14 protein-coding genes are annotated in these 16449 nt (G+C 70.5%); 11 read left to right on the top strand and 3 right to left on the bottom strand.

Translation table 11 applies throughout. The features are described from left to right. Window positions 1-25: 25 nt before the first annotated feature. The 10 genes from AB0I29_RS15355 to AB0I29_RS15310 all read left to right on the top strand — a co-directional run bounded on the left by AB0I29_RS15355 (window position 26) and on the right by AB0I29_RS15310 (window position 12637). A complete protein-coding gene (locus AB0I29_RS15355) occupies window positions 26-913 on the top strand; it encodes a sugar ABC transporter permease (protein ID WP_285108446.1) in 888 nt (295 codons plus the stop codon). 1 nt (window position 914) lies between these two features. After that, window positions 915-1799 (top strand): carbohydrate ABC transporter permease, encoded by an 885-nt coding sequence (locus tag AB0I29_RS15350; RefSeq protein ID WP_285108356.1) that lies wholly within the window; start codon window positions 915-917, stop codon window positions 1797-1799. A 64-nt stretch (window positions 1800-1863) separates the two neighbouring features. Then, on the top strand, window positions 1864-4140 hold the full coding sequence (gene yicI, locus AB0I29_RS15345) for an alpha-xylosidase (RefSeq protein ID WP_357482747.1): 2277 nt from the start codon (window positions 1864-1866) through the stop codon (window positions 4138-4140). Then, window positions 4137-5573, top strand: coding sequence for a GH1 family beta-glucosidase (locus AB0I29_RS15340; protein WP_357482744.1), 1437 nt, complete (start codon window positions 4137-4139; stop codon window positions 5571-5573). The genes yicI and AB0I29_RS15340 overlap by 4 nt, the downstream gene beginning before the upstream one ends. 170 nt (window positions 5574-5743) lie before the next feature. Further along, entirely contained in the window at window positions 5744-7189 is a 1446-nt protein-coding gene (locus tag AB0I29_RS15335) for a serine hydrolase domain-containing protein (protein ID WP_357482741.1), read from the top strand. 469 nt (window positions 7190-7658) lie between these two features. Next, the gene (gene nrdH, locus AB0I29_RS15330; protein WP_285108362.1) at window positions 7659-7919 is read left to right on the top strand and encodes a glutaredoxin-like protein NrdH; all 261 of its coding nucleotides are present in this window, start codon (window positions 7659-7661) and stop codon (window positions 7917-7919) included. Window positions 7920-7954: 35 nt separating this feature from the next. After that, the gene (gene nrdI, locus AB0I29_RS15325) at window positions 7955-8389 is read left to right on the top strand and encodes a class Ib ribonucleoside-diphosphate reductase assembly flavoprotein NrdI (protein ID WP_285108364.1); all 435 of its coding nucleotides are present in this window, start codon (window positions 7955-7957) and stop codon (window positions 8387-8389) included. 5 nt (window positions 8390-8394) lie between these two features. After that, window positions 8395-10521 carry a class 1b ribonucleoside-diphosphate reductase subunit alpha gene (gene nrdE / locus AB0I29_RS15320; RefSeq protein WP_285108448.1) on the top strand — a complete coding sequence of 709 codons (2127 nt, stop codon included), beginning with the start codon at window positions 8395-8397 and terminating at the stop codon, window positions 10519-10521. Window positions 10522-10589: 68 nt separating this feature from the next. Continuing rightward, a complete protein-coding gene (nrdF, locus tag AB0I29_RS15315; protein WP_285108366.1) occupies window positions 10590-11570 on the top strand; it encodes a class 1b ribonucleoside-diphosphate reductase subunit beta in 981 nt (326 codons plus the stop codon). 131 nt (window positions 11571-11701) lie between these two features. Continuing rightward, window positions 11702-12637 (top strand): hypothetical protein, encoded by a 936-nt coding sequence (locus tag AB0I29_RS15310; protein WP_357482735.1) that lies wholly within the window; start codon window positions 11702-11704, stop codon window positions 12635-12637. Window positions 12638-12722: 85 nt separating this feature from the next. Here the strand turns inward: AB0I29_RS15310 and AB0I29_RS15305 are convergent, their stop codons facing one another. Both AB0I29_RS15305 and AB0I29_RS15300 read right to left on the bottom strand, forming a co-directional pair. Next, complete coding sequence (locus AB0I29_RS15305) at window positions 12723-13400, bottom strand: response regulator transcription factor (RefSeq protein WP_357482732.1); 678 nt, start codon at window positions 13398-13400, stop codon at window positions 12723-12725. Beyond that, window positions 13397-15073: a hypothetical protein gene (locus AB0I29_RS15300; RefSeq protein WP_357482729.1), complete on the bottom strand. Its 1677-nt coding sequence runs from the start codon at window positions 15071-15073 to the stop codon at window positions 13397-13399. The genes AB0I29_RS15305 and AB0I29_RS15300 overlap by 4 nt, the downstream gene beginning before the upstream one ends. 142 nt (window positions 15074-15215) lie before the next feature. Between AB0I29_RS15300 and AB0I29_RS15295 the strand changes: the two genes are divergently transcribed. Next, the gene (locus AB0I29_RS15295; RefSeq protein WP_357482726.1) at window positions 15216-15965 is read left to right on the top strand and encodes a phosphatase PAP2 family protein; all 750 of its coding nucleotides are present in this window, start codon (window positions 15216-15218) and stop codon (window positions 15963-15965) included. Here AB0I29_RS15295 and AB0I29_RS15290 read toward each other — a convergent pair. Further along, entirely contained in the window at window positions 15907-16431 is a 525-nt protein-coding gene (locus AB0I29_RS15290) for a phosphoribosyltransferase (protein WP_285108372.1), read from the bottom strand. The two genes, AB0I29_RS15295 and AB0I29_RS15290, sit on opposite strands and share 59 nt — an antisense overlap. Window positions 16432-16449: the final 18 nt, after the last annotated feature.

Raw genomic sequence — 16449 nt, 5'->3', positions numbered from 1 at the left:
GACGCGCCGCCGTCGGGCGCCGTGGGTGGGGTACCTGCCCTACCTGCTGCCCGGCGCGGTCGCGTTCGGCGTGGTGATCGGCTACCCCCTGCTGACCAACGTGTACTTCAGCCTGTTCAAGTGGCGCGGCGGCATGGCGCCGCTGCGCTGGAACGGGCTGGGCAACTACGTGGACCTGCTGGGCGACGACAAGTTCTGGACGTCGTTCGGCAACTCGCTGGCGATGATCGTCGCGATGGTGCTGGTGCCCACGCTGCTGGGGCTGGTGCTGGCGGCGGTGCTGTTCGACTACCTCGGACGGCGGTTCGGCGAGCGCGTCTCGTCGGTGCTGCGGGCCACGTACTACCTGCCGCAGATCCTGCCCGTCGCCGTGGCGGGTGTGCTGTGGAACTGGATCCTGAACTCCCAGACGGGCGCGCTCAACGTGATCCTGCGGGGCATCGGCATCGAGTCGCCGCCCAACTGGCTGGGCGACCCGAGCACGGCCCTGCCGTCGGTGATGCTCGTGCTGATCTGGGTCCAGATGGGCTACCCCGTGGTCATCTTCATGGCGGCGCTGCAGCGCGTGGACCCGGAGCTGTACGAGGCGGCCGAGCTCGACGGCGCCGGCTGGTGGGACCGGTTCCGGGCCATCACGGTGCCCCAGATCCGCCCCGAGACCTTCGTGGTGACGCTGACCTGCACGGTCGCGGCGCTCAAGGTGTTCGGGCCCATCTACGTGCTGACGCGCGGCGGGCCCGAGAGCTCGACCCTGGTGCCCAGCTACTACTCGTACCTGAACTTCTTCGACAAGTCCCAGGTCGGCTACGGGTCCGCGATCGCCACGGTGCTCACGCTCGTGATCGTCGCCGTGGCCCTGATCATCCTCGGCCTGCAGAACCGGGCCGAACGACGTGAGAGGGAGGGGGTCTGACATGGCCGTCGCCACAGACCTGCGACCCGCCCAGGTGCGGGCCACCGCCGTCGACTCCCGGTACCGGCGCGGCGCGGGCCGCTGGCTCGTGCTGGCCGCCGCGGTCCTGGTGGGCCTCGCGGTGCTCGCGCCGTTCGGGATCATGCTGCTCAACGCGTTCAAGTCGCCGCAGGACTACGCGGCCAACGGGCCGCTGTCCCTGCCGTCGGGCCTCTATCTCGACGGCGTCGTGGCCTTCTGGGAGCGCACCGACTTCCCGGTCAAGCTCTGGAACTCGGTGTTCATCTCGGCCGTCGTGGCCGTGCTGGGCGCGCTGCTGTCGCTGCTGAACGCGTACGCGATCGGCATCGGCCGCGTGAAGGGGCGGCTGTGGATCATCGCCCTGTTCCTGCTGGCGAACATGCTGCCGCAGGAGGCGCTGATCTACCCGCTGTTCACCATGGCGCAGTCCGTGGGCCTGTCGAACTCGCAGTGGTCGGTGATCATCATCTTCACCGTCATCCAGTCGGCGTTCGGCACGTACCTGCTGTCGTCCGTGCTCGGCACGTTCCCGCCCGCGCTGCTGGAGGCGGCCGCCCTGGACGGCGCGAGCCGCTGGCGCATCCTCTGGCAGGTCGTCTTCCCGATCGTGCGGCCCACGCTCTCGGTGCTGATGATCTTCTTCTTCATCTGGACCTGGAACGAGTTCTTCATCCCCCTGGTCATGCTGACCAGCAACGACACCCAGACCATCCCCATCGCCCTGGCGTCCCTGCAGGGCGACCGGATGATGGACGCGCCCACGATCAACGCGGGCTCGCTCGTGTCGCTGGTGCCGGCCGTCATCTTCTTCCTGATCTTCCAGCGCACCCTGACCCGGGGCGTGACCGCGGGGGCGGTCAAGTGACCGCGCCCCGCCGCGCGTCCCGCACGCCCCACGTCGCCGAGCGAGAAGCAACGAGGTTCCAGTCATGAGATTCACCGACGGCTACTGGCAGCTGCGTCCCGGCGTCGAGGTGCTCCGGCCCCGCGACGTCGACTCGGTCGAGGCCGGCGACGAGACCCTGACCGTGTACGCGCCCACCGCGCCGATCACCAAGCGCGGCGACACCCTGAACCGCCCGCTCGTGACCGTCACGTTCGACGCCCCGGCGGACGACGTCATCGGCGTCCGCATCGAGCACCACCAGGGCCGCCGCGACCCCGGCCCGCACTTCGCGGTCAACCGGGAGCCGGGCGTGGTCAAGGTCGTGACCCCCGCCGCTCCGGGCGAAGGCCCCGCCGAGCTGACGTCGGGCGGCCTCACGGCCCGCGTCTCGACCGACGGCGAGTGGCAGGTCGACTTCGTGGCGGGCGGCGAGGTGCTCACCACCTCGTCGGCGCGGAGCGTCGGGCTGGCCAGCACGCCCGAGGGCGACTTCGTGCACGAGCAGCTCGGGCTGAGCGTCGGCGAGCACGTCTACGGTCTGGGCGAGCGGTTCGGCGCGTTCGTGAAGAACGGCCAGAGCGTCGACGTCTGGAACGAGGACGGCGGCACGGCCAGCGAGCAGGCCTACAAGAACGTGCCGTTCTACCTGACCGACCGCGGCTACGGCGTGTTCGTGGCCCATCCCGAGCGGGTGTCGTTCGAGGTGGGTTCCGAGGTGGTCAGCCGCACCCAGTTCTCGGTGCCGGGGCAGTCGCTGCAGTACTACGTGATCCACGGGCCCACCCCCGCCGAGATCCTGCGCCGGTACACGGCGCTGACGGGGCGGCCCGCCGTCGTCCCCGCCTGGTCGTACGGGCTCTGGCTCTCCACGTCGTTCACCACGGACTACTCCGAGTCCACGGTCATGAGCTTCGTCGACGGCATGGCCGAGCGGGACATCCCGCTGTCGGTGTTCCACTTCGACTGCTTCTGGATGCGCCAGTTCCACTGGTGCGACTTCGTCTGGGACCCGGCCACGTTCCCGGACCCCGAGGGCATGCTGGCCCGTCTGCACGAGCGCGGCCTGAAGGTCTGCGTCTGGATCAACCCGTACATCGCCCAGCGCTCCCACCTGTTCCGTGAGGGGGCGGAGAAGGGCTACCTGGTGACCACGGCCGACGGCGACGTCTGGCAGTGGGACAAGTGGCAGGCCGGCATGGCGCTGGTCGACTTCACCAACCCCGAGGCCGCCGCCTGGTACCAGGACAAGCTGCGCGTGCTGCTCGACCAGGGCGTGGACTGCTTCAAGACGGACTTCGGGGAGCGCATCCCCACCGACGTCGTCTGGCACGACGGGTCCGACCCGCAGCGCATGCACAACTTCTACGCCTCGCTCTACAACAAGACGGTGTTCGACCTGCTGGAGCAGGAGCGGGGCAGCGGCGAGGCCGTGCTGTTCGCCCGGTCGGCCACGGCGGGCACCCAGGCCTTCCCGGTGCACTGGGGCGGCGACTGCGAGTCCACGTTCGTGTCCATGGCGGAGTCCCTGCGCGGCGGCCTGTCGCTGTCGCTGTCCGGGTTCGGCTACTGGAGCCACGACATCGGCGGGTTCGAGGGCACGCCCGACCCGGCCGTCTTCAAGCGGTGGACGGCGTTCGGCCTGCTCTCCTCGCACTCCCGCCTGCACGGGTCGAGCTCGTACCGCGTGCCGTGGGCGTTCGACGACGAGGCCGTCGACGTCACGCGCAAGTTCACCCGGCTGAAGATGCGGCTCATGCCGTACCTCGGCCGGGCCGGCCACGTGGCCGCCGCGGAGGGCCTGCCCGTCATGCGCCCGATGGTGCTCCAGTTCCCCGGGGACCGGACGGCGGCGTCCGTCGACACCCAGTACATGCTGGGCCCGTCGCTGCTGGTCGCGCCGGTGTTCGGCGAGTCCCGCGCGGAGTACTACCTGCCCGAGGGGGAGTGGACGCGTCTGCCGGAGGTCGCCGCGGAGGGACTGGCCCCGACGGTCAGCGGGTCCCGCTGGGTGGCCGAGGAGCACGGGTTCGACACCCTGCCGGTGCTGGTGCGGCCCGGGACGGTGCTGCCCGTCGGCGCGCGCGACGACCGGCCCGACTACGCGTGGGCCGAGGGCGTGACGTTACGCTGCACCCGTCTGCCCGAAGGGTTCGACGAAGAGATCCTGGTCCCCGGTGGCACCGGCGCCCCGGCGACGTTCCATGTGCGGTACGAGTCCGGCGTCGTGCACGTGACCAGTGCTGACGCTCCTGGCGAATGGAGCGTCGAGAACGAAGGCAAGACCGTTCGGGCCACCGGCCCGGGAGAGGTGGCACTGTGAGTGCACGGAGTTTCCCCGGCGATTTCCTCTGGGGATCGGCGACCGCGTCGTACCAGATCGAGGGAGGCGCGACCGAGGGCGGGCGCGGCCCGTCCATCTGGGACACGTTCTCGCACACGCCGGGCCGGACGCTGAACGGCGACACGGGTGACGTCGCCGACGACCACTTCCACCGCTGGCAGGAGGACGTCGAGCACATCAAGAACCTGGGCCTCGGCGCCTACCGGTTCTCGATCGCGTGGCCGCGGGTGCAGCCGGGCGGCTCCGGCGATTTCAACGCCGAGGGCATCCGGTTCTACTCGGACCTCGTGGACGGGCTGATCGCGGCGGGCGTCAAGCCCGTCGTCACGCTCTACCACTGGGACCTCCCGCAGGAGCTGGAGGACGCCGGCGGCTGGACCAACCGCGAGACCGCCTACGCGTTCGCGCGGTACGCCCGCAAGATGGCCGAGGAGCTGGGCGACCGCATCGACGTCTGGACCACGCTCAACGAGCCGTGGTGCACGGCGTACCTGGGCTACGGCTCGGGCGTGCACGCGCCGGGCCGCACGGAGCCCCTGGCCGCGCTCCAGGCGGTGCACCACCTGAACCTGGCGCACGGCCTCGCCGTCCAGCAGATCCGCGAGGTGCTCGGCGACACCGCCAAGACGTCGATCACGCTGAACCTGCACGTGTTCCGGCCGGACGACCCGTCGTCCGCGGTGGACCAGGGCGCCGTCCGCACGGTGGACGCGCTGGCCAACCGGGCCTTCCTCGGGCCGGTCCTGGAGGGCGCCTACCCCGCGGACCTGCTGGAGAACACCGCCTCGGTGACCGACTGGTCGTTCGTGCAGGACGGCGACCTGGAGGCCATCGCGCAGCCGCTCGACGTGCTGGGCGTCAACTACTACTCGACGGCGCGCGTGCGGCACTTCTCCGGCGAGGGGGAGCGGCAGCAGGCCGACGGGCACAAGGACTCCGCGGGCACGCCGTGGATCGCGGCCGACGACGTCGAGTTCCTGCCGCAGCCCGGCCCGTACACCGCCATGGGCTGGAACATCGAGCCGGCCGGCCTCACGGACCTGCTGGTCTCGCTGCGCGACAGCTACCCCGACCAGCCGCTCATGGTCACCGAGAACGGTGCCGCCTTCGCGGACACCGTCGTGGTCGAGGACGGCGTGGCGCGTGTCCACGACGTCGAGCGCGTCTCGTACCTGCACGACCACGTCGAGGCGCTCGGGCTCGCCCGGGACCAGGGCGTGGACGTGCGCGGGTACTTCGCGTGGTCGCTGCTCGACAACTTCGAGTGGGCCTACGGGTACGACCGCCGGTTCGGCATCATCCGCGTGGACTACGACACGCTGGAGCGCACCTGGAAGGACTCGGCGCACTGGTACCGCCGTCTGGCGACGACGAACACCCTGCCGATGGTGGACGAGGTGTCGCCGGCCTGACGTTCTGCCCCGCCGGGCCCGGTGCCGCCGGCCCGGCGCCGCCGGCCCGGGGCCGTCGAACGTAGGGATCGTCGCCGCATGCGCCCGTATGCGGCGACGATCCCTACGTTCGTACCCGACGAGTACGGGCACCGGTGATGACGGCGCCGGCGACGGGATACCTTCTGCGCATGAACGAGCACGGTGACGTCCTGGACGACCTCCTCGACCGGACGCGCGCGGCGGGTCGCGTGCCTGCACTGTCCGCGGCCGCCGGCCGCGGGGGAGAGGTGGTCTGGGCCCGGGTGGTCGCGGCCCCCTGGGCGGGTGGTCCGACGCCGGGCGGCCCGACGGCGGGCGGCCCGACGGCGGGCGGCCCGATCGCCGGTGGTCCGACGCCGGAGCACGCGTTCCGCATCGGGTCGATCACCAAGCCGATGGTCGCCGTGGCCGTGCTGCGCCTGGTGTCCGAGGGCGCCGTGGCGCTCGCGGACCCGATCGGCCGGCACCTGCCGGACGCCCCGGCGCCCGACGCCACGATCCGGCACCTGCTCACGCACACCAGCGGGCTCCAGGCCGAGTTCCCGGGCCCGTGGTGGGAGCGGCACGGCGGGCCGACATGGGACGAGCTGACCGGGTCCGGCATCGAGCAGCTCTGGGACCCGGGCGAGCGGTACCACTACAGCAACCCCGGGTTCGCCGTGCTGGGCCGCCTGGTCGAGGTGGTCCGCGGCGGCGCCTGGGACAAGGTGCTCCGCGACGAGCTGTGGGAGCCGCTGGGCATGACCGCCACCGGCCGGGTCCCCGTGGGCCCGTACGTCCGCGGGTACGCCGTGCACCCGGACGCCGACCTGGTGCACCACGAGCCGGTCGCCGACTACCTCGCGGCGGGTCCCGCGGGCGAGGTGTGGTCCACGCCCTCGGACCTGGTGCGGTTCGGCATGTGGCTCGTCGGCGGCGAGGCCGACCGCGACGCCGGCGAGGCCGTGCTCCCGCTGGAGCTGCGCCGGCACCTGGCGGTCCCGCGCGTGGTGGTCGACGACGCCGGACCCGCCGGCGGCCCGTGGGCCACCGCGCACGGCCTCGGGGTGCGCGTGCGCCAGGACGGCACCGTCCGCACGGTCGGGCACGGCGGCTCGGTGCCGGGGTTCACCGCCGACCTTCGCGCCGACGTCGGCACCGGGGACGTGGTCGCGGTGTGCGGCTCGTCCACGGCCGGGTTCGGCGACGGGACGGGCCTGCTGGCGGCGTTCCAGGGCGACGGGGCGCCCGCGGCATCGCCGGTGCCCGACGAGCCCCGTACGGCGTCACGGACGGGCTCGAACGGGATCGCCGGCACCTGGTACTGGGGGCCTGTCCCGTTCGTCGTGCACGTCGACGCCGCGGGGCGCGTCGACCTGCGCTCCGGGCAGAGCGGGGGCCGCGGCACGCTCTTCGACGTCGTCCGCGGCGAGCTGCGCGGCGTCGAGGGCGGCTACTGGCTGGGCGAGCGGCTCCGGGTGGTCGAGGCGGACGGCGCGCCCGTCGCACTGGACATCGGCACCTTCCACTTCACGCGGGCTCCGTACGACCCCGGCACCGCCGTGCCCGGCGGCGTCGACGACGCCGGCTGGCACCGCCCTGGACCGACCGGGTAGCCGCTCCCGCGGGTGCGGCACCGGCCGCGCACGGGCACCGGTGGGCGCGGCCGCCGGGGGTGGCGGCGAGGTATTCCCGGTGGAGGCTGTCCGTCGTGTGGCGAGCCCGACAAACTCCGTCCGGGTGACACGCCGAAGGGGCGCGACACGCCGTCGGCTCAGATTCTTTTCGGGCTCCGAGAGGCCGCCGTGGAGCCCGTTCGTGCGGTCCCGGCGGCTCCTCCGACGGCGCCCCGGGAACACGTGCGCGCGGCCTCCCAGGCGGTGTCAGAGGCTCGTGGCAGCATGGTCCATGAGCGTCACGAGCGTTCCCGGCGTAGTGCCTACCACGTCCCGAACCACTACATGTCGTGACCGAGCGAGTGTCAGACCCTAGGTGTAGTGTTTGGTGCAGCGGGAGACGCAGACCCGCGAACAAAGCACACCGGCGTAAGTTCACGGGTGTTCTTCGAGGTCAGAGGAGGCGGACATGAGCGTCACGGTCTACAGCAAGCCGGCATGCGTCCAGTGCGACGCGACGTACCGGGCACTGGATCGCAAGGGTGTCGAGTACACGGTCGTCGACATCACGCAGGACGCTGAGGCGCTGGAGATGGTCCGCGGCCTCGGTTACCTCCAGGCACCGGTCGTGGTGGCCGGTGACACCCACTGGTCGGGCTTTCGCCCCGACCAGATCAGCGCGGTCGCCGCGCTTGCTGTGCTGGACAAGAGCGAAGCCGCTTCGGCCTGAGCCGAGCCGCTGCAACGTCGGCAAGGAGGCGTGACGTGGGCTCTCTCGTCTACTTCTCCAGCGTGTCCGAGAACACGCACAGGTTCGTCGAGAAGCTCGCTCTCGAAGAGCTGGGGATATCCGTGCACCGGATCCCGCTCCGCCCGGCCGACGGCTTCCTGCGCGTGGACGAGCCCTACGTCCTCATGGCCCCCACCTACGGTGGCGGCAACGAGGGCGGGGCCGTCCCGCGGCAGGTGAGGAAGTTCCTCAACGACGAACACAACCGGTCGCTCATCCGCGGCGTCATCGCCGCGGGGAACACCAACTTCGGGGCTGCGTACTGCATCACCGGCGACATCATCTCGGCGAAGTGTGATGTCCCGTACCTGTACGCCTTCGAACTTCTGGGAACGGCGCAGGACGTCACGCGCGTCCGCAACGGATTGGGACGATTTTGGCAGCAACAACCACTGAGCCTCTCAGCCTGACTGAGATTCCCCTGGAGTCACTCCAGCTGGACTATCACGCGCTCAACGCCATGCTGAACCTGTACGGGCCGGACGGGAAGATCCAGTTCGAGAAGGACCGCGAGGCGGCCCGTCAGTACTTCCTGCAGCACGTGAACCCGAACACCGTCGACTTCGACACCCTTGAGGCGAAGCTCGAGCACCTTGTCGAGGCCAAGTACTACGACCCGACCGTGCTGGCCAAGTACTCGGGCTCGTTCGTCAAGGAGCTGTTCCAGCTCGCGTACTCCAAGAAGTTCCGCTTCGAGACGTTCCTGGGCGCGTTCAAGTACTACACCTCGTACACGCTCAAGACGTTCGACGGCAAGAAGTACCTGGAGCGCTTCGAGGACCGTGTCGCAATGGTCGCGCTCGGCCTGGCCGACGGCGACGAGCAGACGGCCCGTGACATCGTCGAGGAGGTCATCTCCGGGCGGTTCCAGCCCGCGACGCCGACCTTCCTCAACGTCGGCAAGGCGCAGCGCGGCGAGCCCGTGTCCTGCTTCCTGCTGCGCATCGAGGACAACATGGAGTCGATCGCGCGCGGCATCAACTCCGCGCTGCAGCTCTCCAAGCGTGGCGGCGGCGTGGCCCTGCTCCTGAGCAACATCCGCGAGCACGGCGCACCGATCAAGCACATCGAGAACCAGTCCTCGGGCGTCATCCCCGTGATGAAGCTCCTGGAGGACTCCTTCTCCTACGCGAACCAGCTCGGCGCGCGTCAGGGTGCCGGCGCCGTGTACCTGCACGCGCACCACCCCGACATCATGCGGTTCCTCGACACCAAGCGGGAGAACGCGGACGAGAAGATCCGCATCAAGACCCTCTCGCTCGGCGTCGTCATCCCGGACATCACGTTCGAGCTGGCCAAGAAGAACGCGGACATGCACCTGTTCAGCCCGTACGACGTCGAGCGCGTCTACGGCAAGCCGTTCGCCGACATCTCCATCTCGGAGAAGTACGACGAGCTCGTCGCCGACGACCGCATCCGCAAGACCACGATCAGCGCGCGCGACTTCTTCCAGACGCTCGCCGAGCTGCAGTTCGAGTCCGGGTACCCGTACATCATGTTCGAGGACACGGTGAACAAGGCGAACCCGATCAAGGGCCGCATCACCCACTCGAACCTGTGCTCCGAGATCCTGCAGGTCTCCACCCCGTCGACGTTCAACGAGGACCTCTCGTACAACGAGGTCGGGCGCGACATCTCCTGCAACCTGGGCTCGCTGAACATCGCCAAGGCGATGGACTCGCCGGACTTCGGCCGCACCATCGACACGGCGATCCGTGCGCTGACCGCGGTCAGCGACCAGACCTCGATCGAGTCCGTCCCGTCGATCAAGCTGGCCAACGAGCGTGGCCACGCGATCGGCCTGGGCCAGATGAACCTCCACGGTTACCTCGCCCGGGAGCGCATCTACTACGGCTCCGACGAGGGCATCGACTTCACGAACATCTACTTCTACACCGTGGCCTACCACGCGATCGCGGCGTCGAACCGCCTGTCGATCGAGCGGAAGCAGAAGTTCGGCGGGTTCGAGGACTCCAAGTACGCCACGGGCGAGTACTTCGACAAGTACGTCGAGCAGGAGTGGAAGCCGGCCACGGAGCGTGTCACGCGCCTGTTCGCCGACGCCGGCGTGGCGATCCCGACGCAGGACGACTGGCGCGCGCTCAAGGCCTCGGTCATGGAGCACGGTCTGTACAACCAGAACCTGCAGGCCGTGCCGCCCACGGGTTCGATCAGCTACATCAACAACTCAACGTCGTCGATCCACCCGGTCCCGGCCAAGATCGAGATCCGCAAGGAAGGCAAGCTCGGCCGCGTCTACTACCCGGCGCCGTACATGACGAACGACAACCTGGACTACTACCAGGACGCGTACGAGATCGGGTACGAGAAGATCATCGACACGTACGCCGCGGCGACGCAGCACGTGGACCAGGGCCTCTCGCTGACCCTGTTCTTCCCGGACACGGTGACCACGCGCGACGTCAACAAGGCGCAGATCTACGCGTGGCGCAAGGGCATCAAGACCCTCTACTACATCCGCCTGCGCCAGATGGCACTGGAGGGTACGGAGGTCGAGAACTGCGTCAGCTGCATGCTGTGACAGCAGCCCGCTGACCGGTCCGCACCGCCAGGCTCACCCGTACCACCGTCGCCCCTGAAGGAACTCCCATGTCGCCAACTGGCAAGCTCAAGCTCATCGATCGCGTGACGGCGATCAACTGGAACCGCCTCGAGGACGAGAAGGACCTCGAGGTCTGGGACCGCCTGGTCGGTAACTTCTGGCTGCCCGAGAAGGTGCCGGTGTCCAACGACATCCAGTCGTGGAACACGCTCTCGGAGCACGAGAAGACCATGACGTCGCGGGTGTTCACCGGCCTGACCCTTCTGGACACCATCCAGGGCACGGTCGGCGCGGTGTCGCTCATCCCGGACGCGCTCACCCCGCACGAGGAGGCGGTGTACACCAACATCGCCTTCATGGAGAGCGTGCACGCGAAGAGCTACTCCTCGATCTTCTCCACGCTGCTGTCCACGCCGGAGATCGACGACGCGTTCGAGTGGTCCGAGAGCAACGAGCACCTGCAGAAGAAGGCAGAGATCGTCCTCGACTACTACCGGGGCGACGACCCGCTGAAGCGCAAGGTCGCCTCGACGATGCTCGAGTCGTTCCTGTTCTACTCCGGCTTCTACGCACCGATGTACTGGTCCTCGCGGGCGAAGCTCACGAACACGGCCGACCTGATCCGCCTCATCATCCGCGACGAGGCCGTGCACGGGTACTACATCGGCTACAAGTACCAGAAGGGCCTCGCCAAGCTGACGCAGCCCGAGCAGGACGACCTCAAGGCGTACACGTTCGACCTGCTCTTCGAGCTGTACGAGAACGAGGTCGAGTACACCGACTCGCTCTACGGCGAGCTGGGGCTGACCGAGGACGTCAAGAAGTTCCTGCGGTACAACGGCAACAAGGCCCTGATGAACCTGGGCTACGAGGCGCTGTTCCCCAAGGAGGACACCGACGTCAACCCCGCGATCCTCGCGGCGCTGTCGCCGAACGCGGACGAGAACCACGACTTCTTCTCGGGGTCGGGCTCGTCGTACGTGATCGGCAAGGCCGTGGAGACCGAGGACGACGACTGGGACTTCTGACGCCTCGTCGGAAGGCCGTCGCCCGTAGCGACTGACCAGGGCCCGGGACTGCAGCATGCTGCGGTCCCGGGCCTTTGGCGTGCGGGCTGGCTGTGCGGGCGCTGTCGGTGAGCACGGCTACTGTCGCGGGCGTGACCGACATGGACGTGGCGCCGTTGGCTGAGGGCGACGAGCTGAATTACGTGCGAGATCAGATCCGGGCGATGGTGCGAGCGGGGTTCACCCCGTTCGATCAGGTGCTCCGAGCCGCTGACGAGATGCTCGAGCCGGACGCCGCCGCGAAACTGCGGACGGCAGCAGCCGGAGCGGCTCGTCAGGAGTGGCAGGCGCGCGTCGTCGAGCAGGCGAGCTGGGCGGACGAAGGTAGCTACTCGGCTCTGGCCACGGCGTTCGCCGAGCTGGAGACCCTCGGTGTGGCGGCGAGGATGTGCTTCGCCTGCTGCAACACCTGCGGTGTCGCCGAGATCCACGACGAGGCCGACCCGAACGGCGCGGAGCCGCTCGGGTACGTTTTCTTCCATCGCCAGGAGGCCGATCGGCTCGCCGATACGCCCGGCGACCTCTACCTGTCGTTCGGCGGATTTGCTGGGTCCACAGCCGTGGCGGTGGGGGAGATCGTCGCTACGACGATCGCTCGACATGGCTTCGAGGTCGCCTGGGACGGAAGTGCCGCTGCGAAGGTACGGGTGCGGGTGACCGACTGGCGCAAGCGACTGCCCGCCGACGTGCCGATGGCCGCGCCCGGACGCGTTCGAGTGCTGACCGGACGGACGGCACCGACCCTTGACCCGACGCCGTACGACCTGCTGATGCTCTTCCACCAGGTCCGCCGTGGTCGGGAGCAGTTCTTGGTCATCGAGGACCTGACGAAGCCCAACAGGTTTGTCCAGACCACCCTCGACGGTGACGGGCCGGCGTTCGTCGTGGAGTACCGCGAGAGCCCCGACACCCCGATCTACCAGGCGATCTGTCCTGGTCTCACGGTCGCGCACCAGATCGTGGTCGGCTGGACCGCCGATGTCGCCGGCTGGCGGGACCTGGCCGGCTGGATCCAGGTCGAGCCGTAGCGGCCGAGCCGTTCGGAGGTCGGCGCGGCATCGCTGCACCTCGCGAGTCCCGCGCCGCCGGCGCGTGTACGTGATCGGCGTCCGGTTACGGCGGCCCGGCGTCGGCGTTGGCCGCGATGAGCGCCGCCTCGACCCGGTTGCGGGCACCGGTGGTGCGCAGGATCGAGGTGACGTGCACCTTGACCGTGCCCTCGGCGAGGTGGAGTCGCGCCGCGATCTCCGGGTTCGGCAGTCCCTCGCCGATCAGGGCCAGCACCTCTTGTTCCCGCTGGGTGAGGCGTTCGAACCGCCTCCTGGCCTCCTGCTGAGCGATGAAGCGCGTGCCCAGTCCGGTCTGCAGCAGTCGCCGCGACACGGCGGGCGAGAAGAACGCACCGCCCGACGCCGCGGCGCGCACCGCGAGCAGCAGCTCTCGGGGGTCGCCCGACTTCAGCACGAACCCGTCGGCGCCCAGGCGGATGGCCTCCGCGATGTACTCGTCCTCGCCGAACGTCGTGACCATGAGGCACGGGAGGGACCCGGCGGTGCGCCGGATCTCAGCGAGGGTCTCCAGGCCGCTCATCGTGCCCATGCGCACGTCGAGGAGCACGACGTCGGGCCGGTGCGCATGCACCGCGGCCAGCGCCTCCTCGCCCGAGGAGCCCTGCGCGACGACCCGGATCCCGTCGTCGGTCTCAAGGATCCCGGCCAGCCCGGCGCGTACGAGCGGCTCGTCGTCCGCGAGCACGACTCGCAGCGGAGCGGGAGCGCCTGGGCCGCTCATGACGCACCGCCGACCACGAGGTCCGTCGACGTCACGCGGCCGTCCGTCCAGCAGATCCGGTAGGCGTCGCCGGACGCGTCGGCGAGGAGGTCCGCCGTGACGGCGTAGTGGTCGCACGCCGGGTCGGCGCCGCGGGGTGGAGCGAGCGTAGCCCCGGGCAGCAGAGGGTCGACGTCGGACCGGGTGTCGCCCACCGCGATGCGGACGAAGTCGGTCGGATCGAGCAGCGCACGCCTGGCCTGGAGATGGTCCGCGAGCTGGATCGCACCCGCGACCACGACCAGGGCGGCGGCCGGTACGAGCACCGCGGCCAGCAGCAACGCCCCTCCTCGGCGTCGGGCACGAGTCAGCCCGTCGGTGACGGCGTGCGCGCTCTGCGGCGCCGGCGTCGTGCCCGCGAGGCGAGCGGCCGCGTCCGTGCCTTCACGGCGACGGGCTGCATCGCGCACCGACGGGGGATCGGCCGCCGGGTGCAGCTCCGCGCGCAGCACGTAGTCGGAACCGGTCGGCCCGGCCTCGATCGATCCGCCCGCAGCACGGACCTGCCGCCCGAGCGACCGCACCCCGGTGCCCCCACCAGCGTGCGTCGGCCGGTCGTGTGCCTGCCCGGCGTCCGAGGCAGGCAACGGGTTGCGCAGCACCACCACGAGGCGTTCGGCGTCCTCCCTCAGTTCCACACGGACCGGCTGACCCGGCGCGTGCTTGAGCGCGTTCGTCAGGCCCTCCTGGACCACCCGTGCCGCGACGGGCCCGAAGGCGGCGAGGCGCTCGGGCCCGGGCGACCCGCCGAGCTCGACGTCCGCCCCGGCACGGCGGGCCTCCTCGACGAGGGCGTGGAGGCCGACCTCGTCGAGGAGACCTGTCGTGGCCCCCGTGGCAGGTGGGCCGTCGGGCACGCCGGCGCGCAGCGTCTGGACGGACGCACCGAGGCGGGCCACCGCGTCCGAGACCTGCCGCCGTGCCAGCGCGACGGACTCGCGTGCCGACACGTCCGACGCCTGGCGACGCTCGGACTCCGAGCCGACCGCGGCGTCCGCGCCGGTGTCGGCGTCGGGCTCGGTGTCCCGACCGCGCTCCAGCTCGAGCTCCAGCCGGCCCAGGTTGAGGGCGACGAGGCTGAGGGCGTGCCCCAGGTCGTCGTGCAGGCCCTCGGCGAGGTGCAGCCGCTGCCGCGCCAGGTCGGCCTCGGCGCGCAGCCGCCGCGCGTCCTGGTCCCGGACGAGCGCCGTCGCGGCGTCGGCCTCGGCGGCGCGCCGGGCACGCCAGGCCATTGCCACCGACCAGGGCAGCACACCGGTGACGACACCGCGGGCCGCCGTGACGAGCGCGTCGCGCGGGTCGGTCCATCCGGCCAGGACGGCGACGGCGCCGGCTGCCGCGGCGAGGGCCATCGCGAGCACACCCCGGCGGGCTCCACGGTCGGCCAGGCCGAGGGGTGCGGCGACCGCCGCGAGCGGGATCATCCACCAGGGATCGACGCCGGCGAGCACCAGCAGCACGGCGAACGCGGCCGCGAGGAACAGCCCGACGGCATGGGCAGCGCCGCCGCGGGACGGGGCGGCCGCTGCGGTGGTCCGAGCGCCGGTCCGGGTTGCGGCCTCAGAGATCGGTGCGGAGCGCGCGGCGTCGATGGCGGTGGTGTCGGTGTCGGTGGACGCTGACGGCGGGGTCACCGGACCATCGTCGTCGACACGCCGGGCGCGCGCTTCCAGCCTGGGTCTGATCTTCGGGCGGGCGATGTAGGACCAGGGTCATAGGCAACTCCTGACCCACGTCAGATCCGCGCGGCCCCGGCGGTTCCTAGCGTTTCTCGGCATGACCACCACACGCCATGCACCGCCAGCGCATCGTCCCGCCGGACGGGTCGCCGGCCCCGTGCCGCACGCCGTCCTGCCCGCGGCCCGCAGTGCCCTGCTCGTCCTGTCCGCCGTCGCGCTCCTGGCGTGGCCCGCCCGCGGCTCCCTCTTCGAGGGCATCGCCGGCGGAACCGCCGCATCGCCCCTGGCCGGCCTCGCGGGTCTGGTCGCGGACAAGGGGCTGCTGGCGCTCGTCGCCGTCACGGCCGGCCTCGTGCTGCTCACCTGGTTCCGCGACCGCCCGCGGTTCTGGCTGCTCGCCGCGGCCGGGCTGGGCACCGTCGCGGCGTACGTCACGAGCGAGGTGGTGAAGCTGCTGGTCACGGAGGAACGGCCGTGCCGGGCGGTCGACGTCGCCACCGTGCTCGCGTGTCCGGCCCCGGCGGACTGGTCCTGGCCGAGCAACCACTCGACCATCGCGGGCGCACTGGCGGTGGCTTGTCTCCTGGCCGCGCCCCGGCTCTGGCCCCTCGTCGTGCCACTGGCACTGGCCGTGGCGGGCGCCCGCGTCGCCGCGGGCGTCCACTACGTGCACGACGTGGCCTCGGGGCTGGCCCTCGGCGTGCTGGTCACGTGCCTCGTGGGCCTGACCGTGCACGCCGGGGCGCAGCGACTCACAGGAACTCAGCGGCTCACCGGGGCTCAGCGGGTCACGCGTCGATCGACCGGGCGCCCGTCACCGGCGGCTCGGCCGACCAGGGGAAGGTGATCCACAGATCGGTGTCCTTCCACGAGTAGTCAGGCTGGATGATCGTGCGCGGCTTCGTGAAGAGAACGGCGGACCGTGCCTCCGCGCCCTTCTTCTCCAGCATGTCCATGACGAGCGCGAGGGTGCGGCCGGAGTCGGCGACGTCGTCGACCACGAGGACCCTGGCGCCCGGGAGCTCGGACGTGTCCATGAGGGGAGGCAGCACCCGCGGGTCGTCGAGCGTCTTGCCGATGTCCGTGTAGAACTCGACGTTCAGGGTGCCGACACCCTTGGTGCCGAGCGCGTAGGCCATGGCACCGCCGGGCACGAGACCGCCCCGGGCGACGGCGATCACGACCTCGGGCACGAACCCGCTGTCCACCACCTTGTGGGCCAGGTCGCGCACCGCGACGGGAAAGGTCTCCCACGTGAGAACTTCGCGTTCCACGGGAGCGGGCTCAGTGGCCGGCAGGTCGGTCGAGGTCATGGGAAGACCCTACGAGAC

Source organism: Promicromonospora sp. NPDC050262, from assembly GCF_040655935.1.
In the GTDB taxonomy this organism is placed as follows: Bacteria; Actinomycetota; Actinomycetes; order Actinomycetales; family Cellulomonadaceae; genus Promicromonospora.
This window is presented reverse-complemented; position numbering and strand designations above follow the sequence as displayed.

What these genes read in the sequence shown, in the direction of transcription:
- AB0I29_RS15335 (WP_357482741.1), top strand. Translation starts at nt 5,744, where the DNA reads ATGAACGAGCACGGTGACGTCCTGGACGACCTCCTCGACCGGACGCGC.
- AB0I29_RS15295 (WP_357482726.1), top strand. Translation starts at nt 15,216, where the DNA reads ATGACCACCACACGCCATGCACCGCCAGCGCATCGTCCCGCCGGACGG.
- AB0I29_RS15305 (WP_357482732.1), bottom strand. Translation starts at nt 13,400, where the DNA reads ATGAGCGGCCCAGGCGCTCCCGCTCCGCTGCGAGTCGTGCTCGCGGAC.
- nrdH (WP_285108362.1), top strand. Translation starts at nt 7,659, where the DNA reads ATGAGCGTCACGGTCTACAGCAAGCCGGCATGCGTCCAGTGCGACGCG.
- nrdF (WP_285108366.1), top strand. Translation starts at nt 10,590, where the DNA reads ATGTCGCCAACTGGCAAGCTCAAGCTCATCGATCGCGTGACGGCGATC.
- yicI (WP_357482747.1), top strand. Translation starts at nt 1,864, where the DNA reads ATGAGATTCACCGACGGCTACTGGCAGCTGCGTCCCGGCGTCGAGGTG.
- AB0I29_RS15350 (WP_285108356.1), top strand. Translation starts at nt 915, where the DNA reads ATGGCCGTCGCCACAGACCTGCGACCCGCCCAGGTGCGGGCCACCGCC.
- AB0I29_RS15290 (WP_285108372.1), bottom strand. Translation starts at nt 16,431, where the DNA reads ATGACCTCGACCGACCTGCCGGCCACTGAGCCCGCTCCCGTGGAACGC.